The 18,605-nt window shown below is 43.4% G+C and carries 15 protein-coding genes and 2 rRNA genes; 16 read left to right on the plus strand and 1 reads right to left on the minus strand.

All coding sequences use genetic code 11. The features are described from left to right. The 10 genes from JZ784_RS00005 to hisC all read left to right on the plus strand — a co-directional run. A 23S ribosomal RNA gene (locus JZ784_RS00005) occupies positions 1-118 on the plus strand; the annotation flags it as partial. A 184-nt stretch (positions 119-302) separates the two neighbouring features. Beyond that, positions 303-417: ribosomal RNA gene (gene rrf / locus JZ784_RS00010) — 5S ribosomal RNA — on the plus strand. 161 nt (positions 418-578) lie between these two features. Continuing rightward, positions 579-1,175: a DUF4375 domain-containing protein gene (locus JZ784_RS00015; RefSeq protein ID WP_346313358.1), complete on the plus strand. Its 597-nt coding sequence runs from the start codon at positions 579-581 to the stop codon at positions 1,173-1,175. A gap of 143 nt (positions 1,176-1,318) precedes the next feature. Then, on the plus strand, positions 1,319-2,773 hold the full coding sequence (locus JZ784_RS00020; RefSeq protein ID WP_346313359.1) for an RNA polymerase factor sigma-54: 1,455 nt from the start codon (positions 1,319-1,321) through the stop codon (positions 2,771-2,773). Positions 2,774-2,944: 171 nt separating this feature from the next. Continuing rightward, a complete protein-coding gene (raiA, locus tag JZ784_RS00025) occupies positions 2,945-3,277 on the plus strand; it encodes a ribosome-associated translation inhibitor RaiA (protein ID WP_005011988.1) in 333 nt (110 codons plus the stop codon). Positions 3,278-3,414: 137 nt separating this feature from the next. Further along, on the plus strand, positions 3,415-3,666 hold the full coding sequence (gene ibaG / locus JZ784_RS00030; protein ID WP_005011984.1) for a BolA family iron metabolism protein IbaG: 252 nt from the start codon (positions 3,415-3,417) through the stop codon (positions 3,664-3,666). Between the two features lie 7 nt (positions 3,667-3,673). Beyond that, on the plus strand, positions 3,674-4,930 hold the full coding sequence (murA, locus tag JZ784_RS00035; protein ID WP_346313360.1) for a UDP-N-acetylglucosamine 1-carboxyvinyltransferase: 1,257 nt from the start codon (positions 3,674-3,676) through the stop codon (positions 4,928-4,930). Next, positions 4,930-5,631 carry an ATP phosphoribosyltransferase gene (hisG, locus tag JZ784_RS00040; protein WP_130147531.1) on the plus strand — a complete coding sequence of 234 codons (702 nt, stop codon included), beginning with the start codon at positions 4,930-4,932 and terminating at the stop codon, positions 5,629-5,631. The genes murA and hisG overlap by 1 nt, the downstream gene beginning before the upstream one ends. Before the next feature lie 294 nt (positions 5,632-5,925). Beyond that, the gene (gene hisD, locus JZ784_RS00045; protein WP_346313361.1) at positions 5,926-7,227 is read left to right on the plus strand and encodes a histidinol dehydrogenase; all 1,302 of its coding nucleotides are present in this window, start codon (positions 5,926-5,928) and stop codon (positions 7,225-7,227) included. A gap of 207 nt (positions 7,228-7,434) precedes the next feature. Beyond that, positions 7,435-8,526: a histidinol-phosphate transaminase gene (gene hisC / locus JZ784_RS00050; protein ID WP_346313362.1), complete on the plus strand. Its 1,092-nt coding sequence runs from the start codon at positions 7,435-7,437 to the stop codon at positions 8,524-8,526. 94 nt (positions 8,527-8,620) lie between these two features. Here hisC and JZ784_RS00055 read toward each other — a convergent pair whose 3' ends face one another. Next, the gene (locus tag JZ784_RS00055) at positions 8,621-9,964 is read right to left on the minus strand and encodes an anthranilate synthase component I family protein (RefSeq protein WP_346313363.1); all 1,344 of its coding nucleotides are present in this window, start codon (positions 9,962-9,964) and stop codon (positions 8,621-8,623) included. A gap of 253 nt (positions 9,965-10,217) precedes the next feature. On the opposite strand from JZ784_RS00055, the gene JZ784_RS00060 reads away from it, so the two are divergent. The 6 genes from JZ784_RS00060 (at position 10,218) to JZ784_RS00085 (ending at position 18,579) form a co-directional block, all read left to right on the plus strand. Beyond that, positions 10,218-11,231 (plus strand): DUF6160 family protein, encoded by a 1,014-nt coding sequence (locus JZ784_RS00060; protein WP_346313364.1) that lies wholly within the window; start codon positions 10,218-10,220, stop codon positions 11,229-11,231. A gap of 197 nt (positions 11,232-11,428) precedes the next feature. After that, positions 11,429-12,262, plus strand: coding sequence for a C39 family peptidase (locus JZ784_RS00065; protein WP_035361865.1), 834 nt, complete (start codon positions 11,429-11,431; stop codon positions 12,260-12,262). 63 nt (positions 12,263-12,325) lie between these two features. Further along, on the plus strand, positions 12,326-13,516 hold the full coding sequence (locus tag JZ784_RS00070) for a hypothetical protein (protein ID WP_346313365.1): 1,191 nt from the start codon (positions 12,326-12,328) through the stop codon (positions 13,514-13,516). 12 nt (positions 13,517-13,528) lie between these two features. Then, complete coding sequence (locus tag JZ784_RS00075) at positions 13,529-15,193, plus strand: outer membrane protein transport protein (protein WP_346313366.1); 1,665 nt, start codon at positions 13,529-13,531, stop codon at positions 15,191-15,193. Between the two features lie 31 nt (positions 15,194-15,224). Beyond that, on the plus strand, positions 15,225-16,619 hold the full coding sequence (gene filE / locus JZ784_RS00080; protein ID WP_346313367.1) for a putative pilus assembly protein FilE: 1,395 nt from the start codon (positions 15,225-15,227) through the stop codon (positions 16,617-16,619). 22 nt (positions 16,620-16,641) lie between these two features. Then, positions 16,642-18,579, plus strand: coding sequence for a hypothetical protein (locus JZ784_RS00085; RefSeq protein ID WP_346313368.1), 1,938 nt, complete (start codon positions 16,642-16,644; stop codon positions 18,577-18,579). The last annotated feature ends 26 nt before the right edge of the window (positions 18,580-18,605 follow it).

The following is an 18,605-nucleotide window of genomic DNA, read 5'->3' on the forward strand; positions in this document are numbered from 1 at the left end:
CCCTAGGACTTTATGTCCTCTAAAGAGCCGTTGAAGACTACGACGTTGATAGGCTGGATGTGGAAGTGCGGTGACGCATGAAGCTGACCAGTACTAATTGCTCGTGAGGCTTGACTATACAACACCCAAGCAGCTGTATATCATGCTTCAATTGATTCACATATAATCAATCAAACTTGATTTAGTTAAAAAGCTAGATACAATGAACATCTTAAATTAACTCAAGTACTTCTGTTAATAACTCATTTGACCAAGCAACGGCACTGAAAAGATAAGACCAAATGCAAAGTCATAACAGTTGTGCTGGCGACAATAGCAAGAGTGAACCACCTGATCCCTTCCCGAACTCAGAAGTGAAACCTCTTAGCGCTGATGGTAGTGTGGGGTTACCCATGTGAGAGTAAGTCATCGCCAGCTCATTATTCGAAAAACACCCCTAACTCAAGCAGTTAGGGGTGTTTTTTTATGCATTAAATAAAAATAGGAAGGATAAAGAATGTAAGCTGAACAGAAGGCGCTTTAAAAAAATGAGAAGATATAAGATTTTAAAAAAAGAATAGCTTGATGGATAAAGAAGAATGACAGAGAAACTTCCATGCACAATGTGCGGTGCAATGATTCTAAAAGATACTTTTGAGCGGAATACAGGACTGTGTATGCCATGTAAAAATGGCATACGAGCTGCGCATGAGCATTCTAAACAGCAATATGAACGAGACAGGCTTTACCGGCAATTCGAAGAACACCATTATTGGGTTCAATTGGTTGAAAAAGTTAATCAGCAGCGCTGGTCAGTACTGTCACGACAGGATCAGCATTATTTTGTCATTAGTATTTTAATTGGTGAGGTTCTAAATGGCGGTTTTGAGCAATATTTTTTCAATAGTTCAGGGGATTATTACACACAGACAAAGCAAGTTCTGATTCAGTATGGTGAAGAGGACATTTTTAGACTATTGCTGCGCGCGAAGCAGCTGATCTTTACGGGGCAAGCGGTACCTGTGCGTTGTGAACAGCGACGGCAACTGTTGCAGAATATTGAGGCCGAGCAAGAACAGCAGCATGATGCAGAACTGCGTTTGCTGGAAAATCGATTTTTTGAAAAATCAGACCGGCTTTCAGCCCTTTTATCAAAATTGGCTGTGGAACATCATTTATATAGGCCTTTTGAATAATATTTTTCAAGTTTGCTTTTTGAGCTGTTTGAGGCAGTATTATTGCTATAATTTTGTATGTTTTTTAATAAAAATATGCTATAAAAAATAAATACGGCATAAAAATTGCTTATAACTCGCGGTATTTATATAGGGAATAAAAGATGAAGTTATCGGTTGGATTAAAGGTTGCAAACTCTCTGTCGCTTACGCCGCAGTTGCAGCAAGCCATTCGGTTACTTCAGCTTTCCAGCCTTGAATTAGAGCAGGAAATTCAGATTCAGTTAGACAGCAATCCTCTATTGGAAAAAATTGAGGAGCAATCCAGCGTTGAAGCATTAGCGACATTAAGTGAATCGGAGCAAGACCGTAAAGATTTAACCAATGAGCTGAATGCGGATCATTTGCCAGATGATTTGCCTGTTGATACAGATTGGGATGATGTGTATACCCATCAGCCCACCAGCCTTGGCAGTGCAGAATTTGAAGAGCGTGAGGATAATCGCCAAGGGCATTTAAGTCTAAAAGAACACATGCTTGAGCAGGTGAATTTACTGCATTTTTCGACTGTTGATAAACTGGTCGCGCATTGTATTATTGATTCTCTTGATGATAAAGGTTTTTTAGATTGTGATCTTTCGGAGATTACGTATTCTGCGCAGCATTTGCTGCAAAGCATGGACTATGATGAAGAGGTCGAGGATGATGAGGTCCTGGTTGTTTTAAAGCATATTCAGCGCTTGGAGCCTATAGGCATCGGTTCGAGAAACCTGGCAGAATGCTTAACCGTACAGTTGGAAAACCTGCCTGCAGCGGTTCCAAACCGCAGAGAAGCATTGCTGCTGATGCAGCATTATGAATTGCTGATTTCCAATGAGCTTCCTAAATTGGTGAAACAGACAGGATTGAATGCTGAGCAGTTAAAAGCAGCTGTTGATTTGCTGAAGACCTTAACAGCGCATCCCGGCATGGAATTCGAAGACCGCAGTTCTGATTATCAGATTCCTGATGTCGTTGTCTCTAAGAAGAATGAACATTGGCATGTACAGCTGAATCAGGATGTCATGCCTAAACTGAGGGTTAACTCATTCTACGCCAATATGATTAAGCGAGCGGATCAGAGTGATGATAATCAATATTTGCGCAGTCAAATGCTGGAAGCCAAAAACTTTATTAAAAGTATTGATGAGCGCCATAAAACGCTGCTGAAAGTTGCCACTTGTATAGTAGAGCATCAACGGGCTTTTTTTGAAATCGGTCCTGAAGGCATGAAGCCTTTAGTGCTTCGTGATATTGCTGAAGAAGTCGAACTGCATGAATCTACCGTTTCAAGGGTAACCACGAATAAGTTTATGCTGACGCCGCGCGGCTTATATGAATTGAAATATTTCTTTTCCAGCCATGTTGGCACCACATCCGGCGGCGAAGCATCATCTACGGCTATCCGGGCGAAAATTAAAAAAATGATTTCGGATGAAAATACCCGTAAACCTTTGTCAGATAACGCTATTGCGAATATGCTGAAGGATGAAGGCATTGATGTTGCGCGCAGAACAGTGGCGAAATATCGCGAGTCGTTACATATTCCGTCGTCTTCTGAGCGAAAAGTCTTGATCTGAATTTTAAAATCTGACTATCCTAGCGGTTCATTATGACAAAATAATGAATCTCTTTTTATTTAAGGAATGGCCAAAATGATTTGATGTTAAATGCAGAGCTCCAGCAATTTGCAAGTCTTCGAACTTTTGGGCTGTTTCTTTCTAATCCTAAAGAAGGTGAGGGATAGTGTTATGCAAATTACAATTCGTGGCCATCATTTAACCGTTACATCTGCGATAGAAGAAGATATTCGTTTTAAATTTGCACAGATGACTAAGCATTTAGACCAAGTCAACAGTATGCAAGTAAAGTTGACCAAAGATCATCAAATTGATAAGCGTTCCCGTAAAGGAAGTTCAAACCATATTGCAGAAGCGATCATTCGGCTGCCTGGCGCGGAACTGTTTGCTCAGGCTACAGCCGATGATATGTATACTTCAATTAAAAAATTGGCAGAAAAATTAAAAAGACAGCTGCATAAGCACCGGAAAATGCAATTGATCTATATGCCCTTAGAAGTTTAGCTCGTAATTTGCGCAAAAAGAGGTTTTAAATAACCTCTTTTTTTATTGATATATTGTGTGTGATTAATGAATTATTTTTTTTGATTTATAGTAAAATGGCAGGTTTTACACCGTTAGTCCTATAAAGAGGTCTTGTGATGAATAGTGAACAGCTCGCTGATATTTTAAAAGCTGCGTTTCCAGAAGCTGAAGTTGCAGTGAGTGGGCAAGGCGGAAAATTTGATCTTCGTATAGTGGATGATCAATTTGAAGGCAAGCGTCCCGTTGCCCGCCAGCAAACCGTTTACGCGCCTTTGAATTCCTATATTGCCAGCGGTGAAGTTCATGCAGTCACAATTCGCGCAATGACCAAAGAAGAATGGCGCAAAGCAAGCCTTTTCGGAGCTTAATAATTTAATGGATAAATTTTTAATTCAGGGCGGTGTGAAGCTCGAAGGCGAAGTGCGCATTTCTGGTGCAAAAAATGCGGCGCTTCCATTGCTGGCTGCAATGATCTTAGCAGACACTCCGATTACCCTGACCAATGTTCCAAACCTTAAAGATGTCAATACTTTAGTAAAATTGATTGGCGGTTTGGGCGTACAGATTTCTTATGAAGGCGATACCGTAAAAGCAGATGTATCTACTTTAGATAATCAGTTTGCCCCGTATGAGCTCGTTAAAACCATGCGTGCTTCAATTCTGGTGCTTGGGCCATTGCTCGCGCGCTATGGCAGTGCACAAGTGTCACTTCCGGGCGGCTGTGCGATCGGTTCACGTCCAGTTGACCAGCATTTAAAAGCATTAGAAGCTTTAGGCGCGCATATTGAAGTTGAAAATGGCTATGTACACGCCAAAGTTGATGGCCGCTTAAAAGGCGGTGAAGTTGTCTTTGATATGGTGACTGTAGGCGGTACAGAGAATATTTTAACGGCTGCGGTATTGGCGGATGGTGTCACCACCATCCGTAATGCAGCCCGTGAGCCGGAAATTACAGATCTTGCGCAAATGCTGATTAAGATGGGCGCAAAGATTGAAGGTTTAGATACAGATACCCTGATTGTAACAGGCGTAGACAGCCTGCATGGCTGCGAATATGCTGTGGTTGCGGACCGTATTGAAACAGGGTCATATTTAGCTGCTGCTGCCATTACTGGCGGTAAAGTGAAAACCACACATACTGATCCAAATCTTTTAGAATCTGTCCTCGATAAATTTGAAGAAATGGGCGCAGAAGTGACCCGCGGTGATGACTGGATTGAACTGGACATGATGGGCAAACGCCCGAAAGCCGTCAGCTTTCAAACTTTGCCGCATCCAGAATTCCCGACAGATATGCAAGCGCAGATTATGGCAGTGAATGCCATTGGCCGCGGTTTTGCAACGATTTCGGAAACGATTTTTGAAAACCGTTTTATGCATGTGCCTGAGCTTTCTCGTATGGGCGCAAATATTCAGGTTGAAGGGAATGATGCTGTTGTGACCGGTGTAGACAAACTTTCTGCAGCGCCGGTAATGGCAACTGATTTACGCGCTTCATTCTCTTTGGTTCTGGCGGCATTGGCAGCGGAAGGGGAAACATTGATTGACCGTATTTATCATATTGACCGCGGTTATGAAGACATTGAAGCAAAGTTACAGGGTTTAGGTGCCCAAATTAAGCGAGTAAGTTAATGAGTGATATGAGAAACGATGATCCAAACTTTGACGTAATGGGCAATTTTGATCATGGTTTAACTTTAGCATTAAGCAAAGGGCGTATCTTAAAAGAAACTTTACCGTTGCTTGAAACAGCGGGGATTAATTTACTGGAAGATCCAGATAAGTCCCGTAAATTAATTTTCCCGACGACTCATAAGCGCGTGCGTATTTTAATTCTGCGCGCTTCGGATGTGCCGACTTATGTTGAAAACGGCGCAGCGGATTTAGGGGTTGCCGGTAAAGATGTATTGATGGAACATGGCGCACAGAATGTGTATGAGCCATTGGACTTGAAAATTGCCAACTGTAAACTCATGACAGCAGGCAAAGTCGGGATGGTCCGTCCGAAAGGCCGTTTAAAAATTGCCACTAAATATGTAAACCTGACGCGTCAATATTATGCGAGTTTGGGTGAACAGGTGGATGTGATTAAACTTTATGGTTCAATGGAGCTTGCGCCGCTGGTGGGCTTAGGCGATTACATTGTCGATGTTGTTGACACAGGCAATACACTCCGCGCCAATGGTTTAGAGCCCTTGGAAGAAATTTGCAAAGTTTCTTCGCGCTTGATTGTGAATAAAGCCAGTTTTAAGCGTAAGCAGCAATTGCTGAATCCTATTCTTGCGCAGCTGGAAACCGCTGTAGAAGCACGGGAAAAAGCCAAGCAGGCTTAATGTATCTTTAAAAAAATCGCCTCAAAGGGCGGTTTTTTTTGCGCCAATGGCTTTTCAGGCAAAACGGCATTAAAAAATGGGCCTTCGCATTCATAGAATGCTTTGACCCTTTTTTTAATTGAAATGGTTTTGATTTTACTGGCTTTTGGTCGTTCTGGCTGGAAGAGGCTGCATGAGCAGTCTGGCCAATGCAATCAAAAGTAATTTTCCATTAAAGTCTGCTTAAAAGGCGGAGGATTGTTGCCCACAAAATGGCGGAAACAAGGTAAACTAAAGTTTTCCAATTCAAACCTTGTGGGTAAATTGATGCGACGTTTATCGACTCAAGATCAAAACTTCAAGCAGGCTTTTGCTGACTTGTTGGCTTTTGAGACAGTTAGTGATCCTGAACTTTTAAAAACCGTAGATCAAATCATTGCTGATGTCCGTCAGCATGGTGATGCTCATGTTCTTAAACTCACTCAACAGTTCGATCGACATCCCGCGCATCAATTTTCTGATCTGGAATTAAGCCAAGAACAGCTGAAAACAGCCTTTGAGGGTTTAACTGCTGAAGTGCGTGAAGCTTTGGAGTTGGCGGCTCGCCGCATCCGTGAGTTCCATCAGGCGCAAAAGCAGGATGGCTGGACTTATGTTGATGCTTTGGGCAATACATTAGGTCAAAAAATCACGCCTTTAGACCGTGTGGGCATTTATGTACCGGGCGGTTTAGCCTCTTATCCATCCTCTGTATTGATGAATGCGGTTCCAGCCCATGTCGCTGGCGTGCCAGAAATTATTATGGTGGTGCCTGCGCCGAATGGTGAACTCAATCCATTAGTTTTGGCGGCTGCTTATCTATCTGGCGTGCACCGCGTATTTACCATTGGCGGGGCGCAAGCGGTCGCTGCCTTGGCATATGGCACGGAAACGATTCCATCTGTTGATAAAATCACTGGTCCAGGCAACCGCTTTGTTGCTGCGGCAAAGCGGGCCGTATTTGGTCAGGTCGGCATTGATATGATTGCCGGGCCATCAGAAATTCTGGTTTATGCTGAAGGTGAGAACAATGCTGAATGGCTGGCCATGGATTTATTGTCGCAAGCGGAACATGATACTGTTGCGCAAGCAGTTTTTATTACACCCGATGAGCAGCTGCTGAATGATGTGGCAACTGCGATTGAAGCGCATTTGCAAGCTTTACCTAAAGCGGAGATTGCGCGCACATCGATTGCCAATCGCGGCGCATTAGTGCTGGTGAAAGATCGCGCCGAAGCCATTGAGCTGATCAACCAAGTAGCGCCAGAGCATTTAGAACTATGTTTGGATGATGCGCAAGCAATGGCTGAGAACATTCGCCACGCAGGCGCAATTTTCATGGGGCGCTACACTCCTGAAGCCATCGGCGATTATTGTGCAGGGCCAAACCATGTGCTGCCAACATCTGGCACAGCGCGTTTTTCATCGCCTCTGGGCGTATATGATTTCCAAAAGCGTTCAAGCCTGATCATGTGCTCAGAGCAAGGTGTTAAAACCTTGGCGAAAACGGCAGACATTTTGGCGCAGCAGGAAAACTTGGATGCGCATGCGCGTTCTGCACGTTACCGTTATCAGTAATTGAAATATAGGCTAGCTGAAAAAATCTAGTTTTCTAAAATGACAAACCTCTCCCTGACCCTCTCCTGCAAGGAGAGGGAAACGCATGCAATGAAAAAATTCGATGTCCGATTTTATCATTCATGAGATGGAGATTCCTCTGCTGAACGGGTTTTATTAAAAACACAGTTTAAGTGAGGTTAGGAGAGGGCAATAAGAGAATATAAAATGTCTAGCATTACTACTGAACAGATGCGTTTTTGGAGCCCGGAAGTGCGTGAGCTTGAGCCTTACGTGCCTGGAGAGCAGCCGAAAATTCAAAATCTATTAAAATTAAATACCAATGAAAATCCTTATCCGCCATCCCCTAAAGTGGTTGCCGCGGTACAGGCGGTATTGGATAATTCTGCCGATGCTTTACGTCTTTATCCAGATCCTGACGCATCGGCGTTAAAGCAGGCGATTGCCAAGCAGCAGCATGTAGCTGTAGAAACTGTATTTGTTGGCAATGGCTCTGATGAAGTGCTTGCGCATATTTTTAAAGCATTTTTCATTCAAGATTTACCGGTTTTGTATCCTGATATTACCTACAGTTTTTATCCGGTTTATAGCCAATTCTTTGGTGTTAAAACTAAAGTGCTGCCTTTGAGTGAAAATTTTGAAATCATTGCGGATGATTATAAGCAAGCCAATGGCGGGATTATCATTACCAATCCCAATGCGCCAACCAGTATCGATCTAGGCTTGGCTGCAATTGAAGAAGTCCTGCAGGCGAATCCGAATTCTGTCGTCGTGATTGATGAGGCTTATGTGGATTTTGGTGCGGAATCTGCAGTCAAGTTGGTTGAAAAATACGATAATTTAGTGGTCTGTCAAACCACTTCCAAATCGCGTTCTTTGGCGGGCTTGCGTGTCGGCTTTGCCATTGCCCAGCCGCATTTGATTGCAGCATTGGAAGCGGTGAAGAATAGTTTCAATTCATATCCAATTGACCGTTTTGCCATTGCTGCCGCCGTTGCTTCATTTGAAGATCAAGCTTATTTTGAAGAGCATAATCAGAAGGTGATAAAGAGCCGCGACAAACTTGTGGCGCAGCTTTCAGATTTAGGGTTCAAAGTTTTGCCGTCAAGCGCGAATTTTATTTTTGCATCGCTGCCATCCAAAGATGCCGGTGACTTAGCTGCTGGTTTACGTGAAAAAGGAATTATTGTGCGGTATTTCAATAAGCCGCGCATTAATCAATTTTTGCGGATCACAATTGGGACAGATGAACAGAATCAGCGCCTTGTTGATACGTTGAAGCATGAAATTTTAAAGTGAACTAGATTTTTACTCTGCCAGAGCCCCCCATTGTCTGATCAAGAAGGGCTAAGCGGAATTTAAAAAATGAAAGCGGATCTGAGGATCCGCTTTTTTATTCGGCAGGCTGATGCCAAGTATTGAGTAAATTCAGCATGGCGGATACTTTATCAAAGCATTCCTGATATTCAGCATCGCAATCAGACGCAATCGTAATGCCGCCGCCTGCCCATAGAGACACATCATTTTGGTATTTTTGAATTGAGCGGATGAGAATATTCCAAGAGCCTGTGCCATCATCATTAAAATAGCCTAAAGAACCGCAATATGCGCCGCGCGGCGCGCCTTCCAACTCGGCAATAATCTGCATTGCCCGGATTTTTGGTGCGCCCGTAATTGAACCGCCGGGCAGGGCAGACAGCAGCATATCGAAGGGATTCACATCATTTTTCAGTGTTGCGGTCACTTCGCTGACCATATGATGCACCTGATTAAATGATTCAATATTAAACAGTTTTGGGGTTTTTACAGATCCAGTTTCAGCATAAACACTGAGGTCATTGCGCAGCAGGTCTACAATCATGACATTTTCAGCCTGATCTTTTTCAGAGTTTATGAGCGTCTGTTTTGATTGCTGATCTAAAATCGGATCATCAAAGCGGGGCATCGTGCCTTTAATCGGTTTGGTCACAATCTTGCGGTCAGCTTCAAAATCAATAAACAGCTCCGGCGAACAGCTCAGCAATTCAAAATCATCAATGCGGAGATAGCCTGAATATGGAGCATCTGTTAATTGCCAAAATTGCGCAGCAGTATCTAAAAGTGACCCTTCCGCGGCAGCAACAAACTCTTGAGTTAAATTGATTTGGTAACAATCACCTGCTGTTATATATTCCTGTACTTGCTGAAATGCTGACTTATATTGGTTTTTTGACCAGCGGGCTGTGCAGGCAGATTGCAATGAAAAGCTGTTGTTTTTATTGATATTCTGTATTGCTTCAAGGAGTAAAGCCTCTGTTTGGCTTAGTTTTTCCGGTGAGCAATGCAGTATCCAGCCATCCTTCGTCCAGGCGAGAAAAGTGCTGAAATGCCCTAAAAACAAACTGGGCTGATTTTTTTCCGCCAAATCAATCTGCTGTGAAGCGCTGTAATCGTAACTGATGAATCCTATGTATCCGCCATTAAAACTTTTGTTGTGATTTTCTTTCAATATGTTATTGCCGATCCGCGGCAATTGCTGAATTGCTGATTTACAGTATGTGTGCAAATCCTGCTGAATAAAATGACTGAGCTGAGCGTTTTGCAAAAGAAAATATTCATCTGCGCCAAAGGCAATGACCGGCGAATTATCATTTTGCAAATAGGCGGCATGATTGAAGCCGGCCAAAGCTTTTAAAATAAGGCTGGCATCAATAGTATGATTAAAAAGGTTTTTTTTACAAATTTCGGGGTTTTGCATGCGTCAATTTAATGCAGAATTGAGTAATACGGAATAGTTTATATCAATGCCGCGCCGTTGGCTGTGTAAATACCGTTTATCGGCAAGAGAAAGATTGCGACCAACAACAGTTGAACAAAAAATGACACAGATATAATTTAGTCAGGCGAGCACTACTCAAGGAAAGATGTAACAGCTGTCACAAAATGAATAATCAGCTGGGTATATCGAGTGGTTGACAATCAAAAAAATAATACTCTTGGGAGAGTACAAGATGAAAAAACTTACTAAACTTGCTTTAGTTTCATCAATGGCTATCAGCGCAAATGCAATGGCAATGCAAGCAATGGATGATGCGGCGCTAAGTGCTTCTACAGGTCAAGATGGCATCAATATCGGTATCGGCATTTCAAAAATTGAAATCGAAAAATTATTGATTCATGATAATGACGGTTTAACTGATACAGCATTAGGCGGCACGAATAAAGCTGGCGCAATTGTAATCAAAGGCAATGGCATTTCAGGTGATGTGCTGGAAACTAAAGGTTTGATTATCGGTGCAAACTACGACAATAATGGCGCATATCTTTTAACTTCTCGCAACTTGGCTGATTTGCGCATCGATTCTGATGCCGGTACAGGTGCTAAAGGCGCATTCATCAATATCGCTGCAGATGTATCTGGCTTGGATATTAAAATCGGTGAGATTGGTGTGGCAGCGTCTAATGCAGTGCCTGCGGCATCAGCAACTTCTATTCGCCGCGGCGCTTCTGATACTAACTATAATGCGATTTTATCAGGCTTATCACTTAAAACGGGTAAAATGTCTGCAAACATCCAGCTGGGCGCAGCGCCTCAAGGTGCAATGATCAAGTTGGCGAGCACGATGATTGGCGGTCTTGAAATTACGAATCTCGGTATTCTTGATAACTCTACAAATGGTGCTGTAGTCGGCGCTGTTACAGCAGGGGCTATTACCACTAAGCAAGCTGGTGAAATTCATATTGACAGCATTAAAGTTGCTGATGCAAATAGCAAAGATTTAGCTTTAAATGCGACTGTATCTGTATATAACGACGGTTATTTAGGTGCAAATAAAGCGACTGACGGCTTCATTAAAATTCAAAGCAACAGCGGCCCAATCGATACTTATGTTGCAGGCATCCATTTAGGCAGCAAAACTGGCGGTTCTATTGGTGATGTAGAAGTGCAAGGTCTGCAAACATATTGGAGCCCAGCACAAGGTACTTATAACGCAGGTTCTGTAATCAAGATCTCTGGCCGTTAATATCTTTAAAAAAAAGCGCGTATTTATACGCGCTTTTTTTTTACAAAAAAAGATAAAAATCATCAAAAAAATAAAAAAAATACTGTTTTATTTTGAAAAAAAACGGTATCTTGCATATTACATGGATGTAGAGCATTAGCTCTAAAACAAAGATAATAAAGGCACATCATTGCCGATAACTAAAAAAGTTAGAACATATGTTAGAGATAGCACTAGGCTCGGCATTGATGTATTACTTTGCCAAAGAGTCGTTCGATATAAAGGAAAAGCCAGCCGGGACAGTGCAATACACTGAAACCTTGGATTCCCGTAATGATTCGTTTACGCGCATGCACCGCGAAGCGGTTAAAATCAAGCCTGCTATAGAAGATCAATTCCGCGGAATTGTCCGGCAGGCTTATGACTACAGCTGCGGTTCCGCTGCATTAACGACTTTGCTCAATGGATATGTAGGCACTCAGCTGACAGAACAGCAAATTATGAATGGCTTGCTGAAATACGGCGAAACCGAAAAAATTATCGAACGCCGCAGTTTTTCTTTGCTGGATATGAAGCGTTTTGTGGGCGCTTTGGGTTTGCAAAGCGAAGGTTACCGCGGAGAATTTTCGGATTTAGTCAGTCAAGGCCAGCCTGCTATTGTTCCAATTTCATATGCCGGCTTTAAACATTTTGTTGTCTTTAAAGGCTATAAAAATGGCAGGGTGTATGTTGCGGATCCTGCACTGGGAAACATCAGCTTTGACGAAACCCGATTCAAGCAAATCTGGGAAAATAATACTTTATATTTGATTAATGTTGCGCCTGAGCATCGAAAAAATTTATTGGCGCTGCAAGATGCTGATCTTCGTCATGTGGATGATGCGACCGTGAACAGATATGCATTTGTTGATATTCAATACCCGCAATTTTATATGAATAAAATTGCAGATAAAGCCTCAACAATCCGTCTCGATAAAAATATGAATAAAGATTCGGAGAACTACGGCAAGCAAGAATACAACTATTTGCGGCTTTACTATAAGAGCAAATAACTTCTGTTAACAGTTAATCGAAAGAAAAGCGAAATTAAAAAAATAAAAGCGGTGGGATGGAACATGAAAAGTAAATGGATGAACAGAACAATATTGGCTATGAGTATTCAGCTGGTGATGGGGGTTGCCTATGCTGCTGAAGAGTCGACGGTCGGAGAGTATGAGCAGCCTGAACAGCAAGAACAGACTATTGCGGCGGATACGGCAGTAGGCGGCTATGACTCTGTCGATGAGCCAGATGCAGATGCGCCTGCTGTACCAGTTCAAACAGCAGAAGCATCAAGTCCAGCTGCGCCAGAAACTCAGGCAGCAGTGAGTACTCCTGATGCATCATCGGCTTTGCAGCAGCAGGCTGGCGATGCAAACCAGGAAACAAATCTGCAAGAAGTATTCACCTCAAATGAACGTCAGTATTCTCTGATTAAAAAAGCTGAAATTTCATCTTTCTATGATGTGGACTATACGTATTATCGGGATACGCAGCTGGATATGGAAATGGCTAACGGCCAGCTCTATCAGTTGCGTGTGCAGGAAAATGCAACGCATTCGATGACCAACACTTTTACATTGCAATATGGTGTTTTGGATAATTTAACGTTTACTGCATCATTGCCTTTAGTCGCTAAATCGGATTTGCTGAAAGATACCTCTACTGCCGGTTTAGGCGATATTTCATTAGGCGCTCGCTGGGAGCCGTTTCCGCTGAAAGCAGGGCGCTTGCCATTAATTTTATTTGGTAATTTATCCACTAAAACGGGTGACAGCCCATATGAAGTCAATGCCGCTTCAGATTTAGCGACAGGTAAAGGCTATTATTCTGTCGGGGTGGGCGCAAGTACGCGCAAGTATATTGATCCAGTCGTATTGTTTGCTTCTGTTTCAGCCAATTATGGCCTGCCGGAAACTGGCTTGAACCAGCGCCGCGGCACAAGAATCATTAATGAGTTTGATCCGGGCATCAGCGGCGGTTTTGCTTTCGGTTTTGCCTATTCATTCAACTATGATGTCTCTTTGACGATGTCATATCAGCAAAGCTTCAATACTGGCTCTGAATTTAGATATAACACTGGAGAATCATACTCTCCAGCAGATCAAACTAGTTCAACTTTAGCCATTTCATTAGGTGTCCGGGTATCGCCAGACACGATTGTGAATGGAACAGTTGGTTTAGGCTTAACAGAAGATGCGCCAGATGTTTCTCTGGGCTTATCTTTCCCGCTGGATATCTTGGGTTTCGGAAAGAAACTCCGTTAAGAGGGCTGCTGCATGAATAATATTCGGCTCAGCCCACTCGTTACCGCGATTATTTTAACGGGCTGTTCCAGCGCCGCATTTGCGCAGCTGGGTACAAACTTATCTGTAGATGTACGTTCTTTGGCGCTGGGTAATGCCGTTACGGCAGATCCCCCGGGGATCAGCGCCGTGCATTTTAACCCTGCTGCTTTAACCAAAATCGAAGGCCTGCAAACCGATGTGCAGGGCATTATTGCTAACTTTGATATTCAGCGGCAGTTTTCTGTTCCAGCTGGCTATAATGTTTTTGGCTATTCAGACGACCCAATGGTCTGTAATGACGGCCCAGAAATTTCTGCAGATATTTGTACGGACTTCAAAGATACCATCAATGGGGATGTAGAGTATGCGAGCCTCTATGTGCCGATATTGAAAAAAATGGTGGACTTGGGCGAGGGGATGCCTTTAGCTGCACCCACTGCAGGTATTGCATATAATCCGCCAGGCTCAAAAGCGACATTCGCAACTGCAATGTACGCGCCATTAATTGCCGGTTTCGGTGCGGAAAATGGCAATGTGGGCAATTATATGGGCCAGCAGGTAGCGCTGGAGCGAATTACGTATTTATCGCCAACAATGGCTTATCAGGTCAATGATGAACTGTCGATCGGCGGCGGCATCGGCATGTCTTATCAGGCTATTGGCCTGAAAACAGATTTAAGGTTCCCAAATGAGCTGATCGGCATGCTGCGCATGATCGATGAGGTTGTCTGTACGCCCTTTAAAGAAAATTCAGACATTATTACCGATATTCTTTTGCTGGGGATGTGTAATACAGAAGAGGGCATGAACCCCTTTAGCCGTTTTGGCCAGCTGCAGCTCTCACTTGAGCAATCCTTAAGTCCAAGCTTTAACTTGGGTGTGCTGTGGGAACCCCGGGAGGATTTCGGTTTTGGCATGGTTTATCAAAGTGCATCAAAAATGCGCTTGAAAGGGAAATACCATATTGATAACTCTAAAGCACCGCAGGAACTGATAAAAGGCTTAATGTCTTCTCCAACAGGGCAGATTTTAGCAGCTATCTTAGGTTTTCCGACAGCGGTGCCTGCAAGCGAATCCGGCCTGGTTTCGATGGATTTTGAATATCCGCAGCATTTTCAAGCCGGCATCAAATATAAAATCTTGCCAGATCTGCAAGTCAACTTTGACATTGGCTGGACGGACTATAGTGCATGGGACAAATTCCGTTTTGAATTTGACCGTCAAATTTCTGCCCTGAAAATTGCCAAATTATTGTCTGCGGACATTAATGATACCTCACTGGCATTGCCCTTGAAGTTCACATCGCCATGGAACTACGGCATTGGCTTAGAGTATTCTGCAACGGACCGCTTAAAGCTTCGGATGGGGTATGAACCCCGCACCAGCGCCATTCCGGCTGATAAGCGGAATACGATGATTCCAATCAATGGGGCGCAATTATTTGGCATGGGCGTAGGTTACCGTTTTGATGCAGATACTGATTTAGACTTATCGATCGGCTTTTTACGCAGCAAAGATAACATCCCGGCAAATTCCAGTAGCTTATCCAACCAAACTGGGGTAAATAATATATTGTTAAATCCATACGCGGGTTTGAATGTTAAAACAGATACAAAAATCACGATTTTAGGGTTGAACTATAGAACAAGATGGTAGGAAAGGCAGAAGAATGAAAGGGAATTTATTCATGAAATCGGTGCTTGCATTTGGAATATTGCAGGCAGCGGTTTCTAATGCTGGCATATTCCATACAATTATTGGACCGGATGGGCGTCCGATGGTAGTGCAGCTGCCAGACAAGAATCTTTTGAAAAAACAGTTAGTAACGCAAGGCGAACCCCAAAAGTATGCGCAGCAGAGCGAACATGCACGTAAGGATGATCTGAAACAGTCTAACTTAAAGATAGAATCTGCTGTTATTGCCCAGCCGCAAGAAATCCGCTCATCTTCACAAATCAGTAGGGTGCAAGAACAGAATTTACAGCAAGTTATTAAAAAATTAGATGTGAAAAAATCTGTTCCTTCAGTAGAAGAGCGTCAGCAGGCTAAAGATAATTTGCCGTCAATACCCCCGGCTCAAGCGGCAGATGTCCAGCGGCCTAAGCCGCAAAAACAGGATGATGGGAAAGCGGCTGAGCAGCTGAAGCGGCCTGAAACAGCGCAAGGGAATGTTCCGCCAGTTCTTAAACACAATGTGCACGCGGAAGAGCCTAAGCAGCCAGCATCAGCAGAACGTGTGCAGATTGCGCCTGCGGTCATACAGTCAATTCAAAAAAATGAGCAGCTGAATCAAGCGCAGTCTCCGTTTAAGACCCTGCCGCCGGATCTGCTAAAAAAAACGGGCGCAGCTGAGAAGCCTTTAGCGCAAACAGAACCGCGCACAGGTTTTTCCGCCATCAATGGCGAGCAGTACGTCAACAGTGAATATCTGGAAGATAAAGAATTTAATTTAGAAGGTAAAAAGCGCTTTTATGCGATGCCGGAAGGCGTAATTGATCATAAAGTCGGTGCAACTCGAATGCAGATGGTTGAGCGTGAGAAGGGGGTCAGTAAATCTATAATTGAATCCCTGTTTAAGCGCAATCAGCCTGTGGAAAATGGGCCAATTACCTTATCTGCATCTTATTATAGGGTTTCTCAGGCGGATGCTGTTTTAGGACTAGGGCAGCAGTGCTTCCAGGAACAGCAAACTAAAAAAGCGAAAAATTTAAAGCCGCAGTCTGAAATGAATATCTGGCCAAGGGCGCCATTGAAAGATGAGTTTGATTTTGAAGTGATCAAAGTCGAAAAGCCAATACAGAATATCCGAATCAACTCGTATGCGTCTAAACAGAATAATCCAACTTTTTATTGGCCCTTTGTGGTTTTCTTAGATCAGCAGGGATGTGTGCTGGAAGGGGCTGGGGGTTTTAAAAATAATGACAGCGCTGCAACAATGACCCAACATGAAAAAATTGAAGGTGTCATTCACGTTCCGCAGCAGAGCCAATATATTTTACTGACGCCTTTGGCTTCTGCGCTGGACGTTGATCATCGTGAATTATCCAATCATGGACAGTTGAAATTAGTCGCAATCCGATAGGATTTGAATAAAGAGAACAGGAATGAAAAGAAATTATTTTTTACCCTTTGCAGCAACAGCATTGGTTGCAGCATTATCTGGCTGCGGCGGCGAAAGCGCTAATGTGATTCCAGAAGTTTATGACACCAGCACTGCAAATGGGGCATGCACAATTGGTACAAGCGGCTGCTTGGGCTTTGCGCTGGACTATCCGCTAGATGGGCTGAATTTCACCTGCAGCAGTGACACGGTAAATGTATTCACCACGAATTTGAATTTAACAGATGGCGCAGCAACAGGCGCATGCAAGATTGGGGATACGGCGACCTTTTTTATTAAAGGTGAAAAAGATAAACGGATTAATTTGGGCAGCTTAGACCTGAACAGCATTGCAAAAGTAAGTGTTGCTCAGTTGCCGCGCCTATCTATTGCTGATATTGCTGCAGGGCTCACAGGAAGCAGCGCTGCATCTTTAAATGAAAATGATGCCACCATTAAAGTCGCGGTTCGTATTGTCCGGATATTGCAGGCATTAGCGCTTCAAGAGCGGAAAATCTCTAATCCTGCTGACATTCAAGCTTTATATATTACAGACAGCATGCGTACGCAGCTTGAAAATATTGCGGCTTCGATTCCTCAAGACAAGCTGATTAATACCACCGATGCTGAATTTGAAGCATTGATTAATCCATGGATTAATCTATCGTCTGTAACGAATGCGCAAGCTTTTGAAGCTGTAAAAACATTAGTCATGATTACGAATGGCGCGGTGTATCAGCCAGAGTTTTCATTATTTTCTACCGCAGCGATTTTGGGAAGCGCATTAAGCGGTTCAGACGGTTTGGTCGGCTGCAATAAAGACAGCTGTGATACAACCGATGCATCTACACAGCATATTTTTGGTCACTTTATGGTGATTACAGACCGTGAAGGCTATACTTTTGGTAGCGGTTTGCAGTGGCAGGGCTCGGGCATTTCCGGGACACAAACCGTAGGCGGATTAAATACGAAATTAATTACATCGACGCGGCCGATCCGTTTAACCGCGCCATCTCAAAATACGTGGCTGAATCCGTTAACGAAGAAAATTGATCAAAATTATAATTTTAATGTGGGGAATTCATCCTCGCCGTTAACGATTTATCAAGGCAAGCTGTATAACGATTATATGATTGCCGGCAAAGAAAAATTCTATAAATTGCTGACCGGAAAGACGACAGTAAGCAGTGCGGATCAGCTGGATTTTGGACTTTGGAAGCAAACGGCAGGGGCCGATCAGTTTAAAGGAACGCTGGATCTGTATAAAACGTTCCCAATTACTTATTTAGACAAAGCGGTTTTCAAATCCGCAGCCAATGTAAGCAATGGCGAAAGCTATGTTTTCCCAATGTATGCAGATTTGACCTTTAAATTTACGGATACTTCTGTTTCCAATGTCAAATTGGGCATTGTGATTGAGGAAAACGGGAACATCCGTTCAAATATTAAATCGGGCTTTACTGCTGATGATATGTCTACAGGCACGTGTGACAGCAGCACCTTCAATAAAGCCACATATGTCCAAGATGGTGTGCAGCAATATCGCTTGGGTGCCGTTTCTCGCGCGTTTACCAATGATAAGACGGTGTCCCTGCGGATGGTTTTAGGCGGGGCAACACTAGGGAAAATTGATGGCGCCTTGATTGGCATGAACTCATCCATTAAAACGGACAGTGATGGCAGCAGTTTAGTGATTGGCGGCGCTTTATTGAATGTCGGTAATTTATTAGGCCTGACTGGCGGTACGGCAAGCATCCCATTTACCGATTCAACCAAAACCGGTGATGTAAAATGGGCGAACAGTCTGGCGAGTTTCCAGCGCACATACAATACGAATAATACGACCGCAGTAACGGCTCAAGATACTGAACTGGCAAAATTAGCGGGCGGCACTTTATCGATTAGCCTTGCGCCGTGTTATAGCGTGAAAGTTAAAAATTAAATATAAAAGATAAAAAAGCCCATCTC

The organism is Acinetobacter sp. CWB-B33 (genome assembly GCF_039655955.1).
Classification (GTDB): domain Bacteria; phylum Pseudomonadota; class Gammaproteobacteria; order Pseudomonadales; family Moraxellaceae; genus Acinetobacter; species Acinetobacter bouvetii.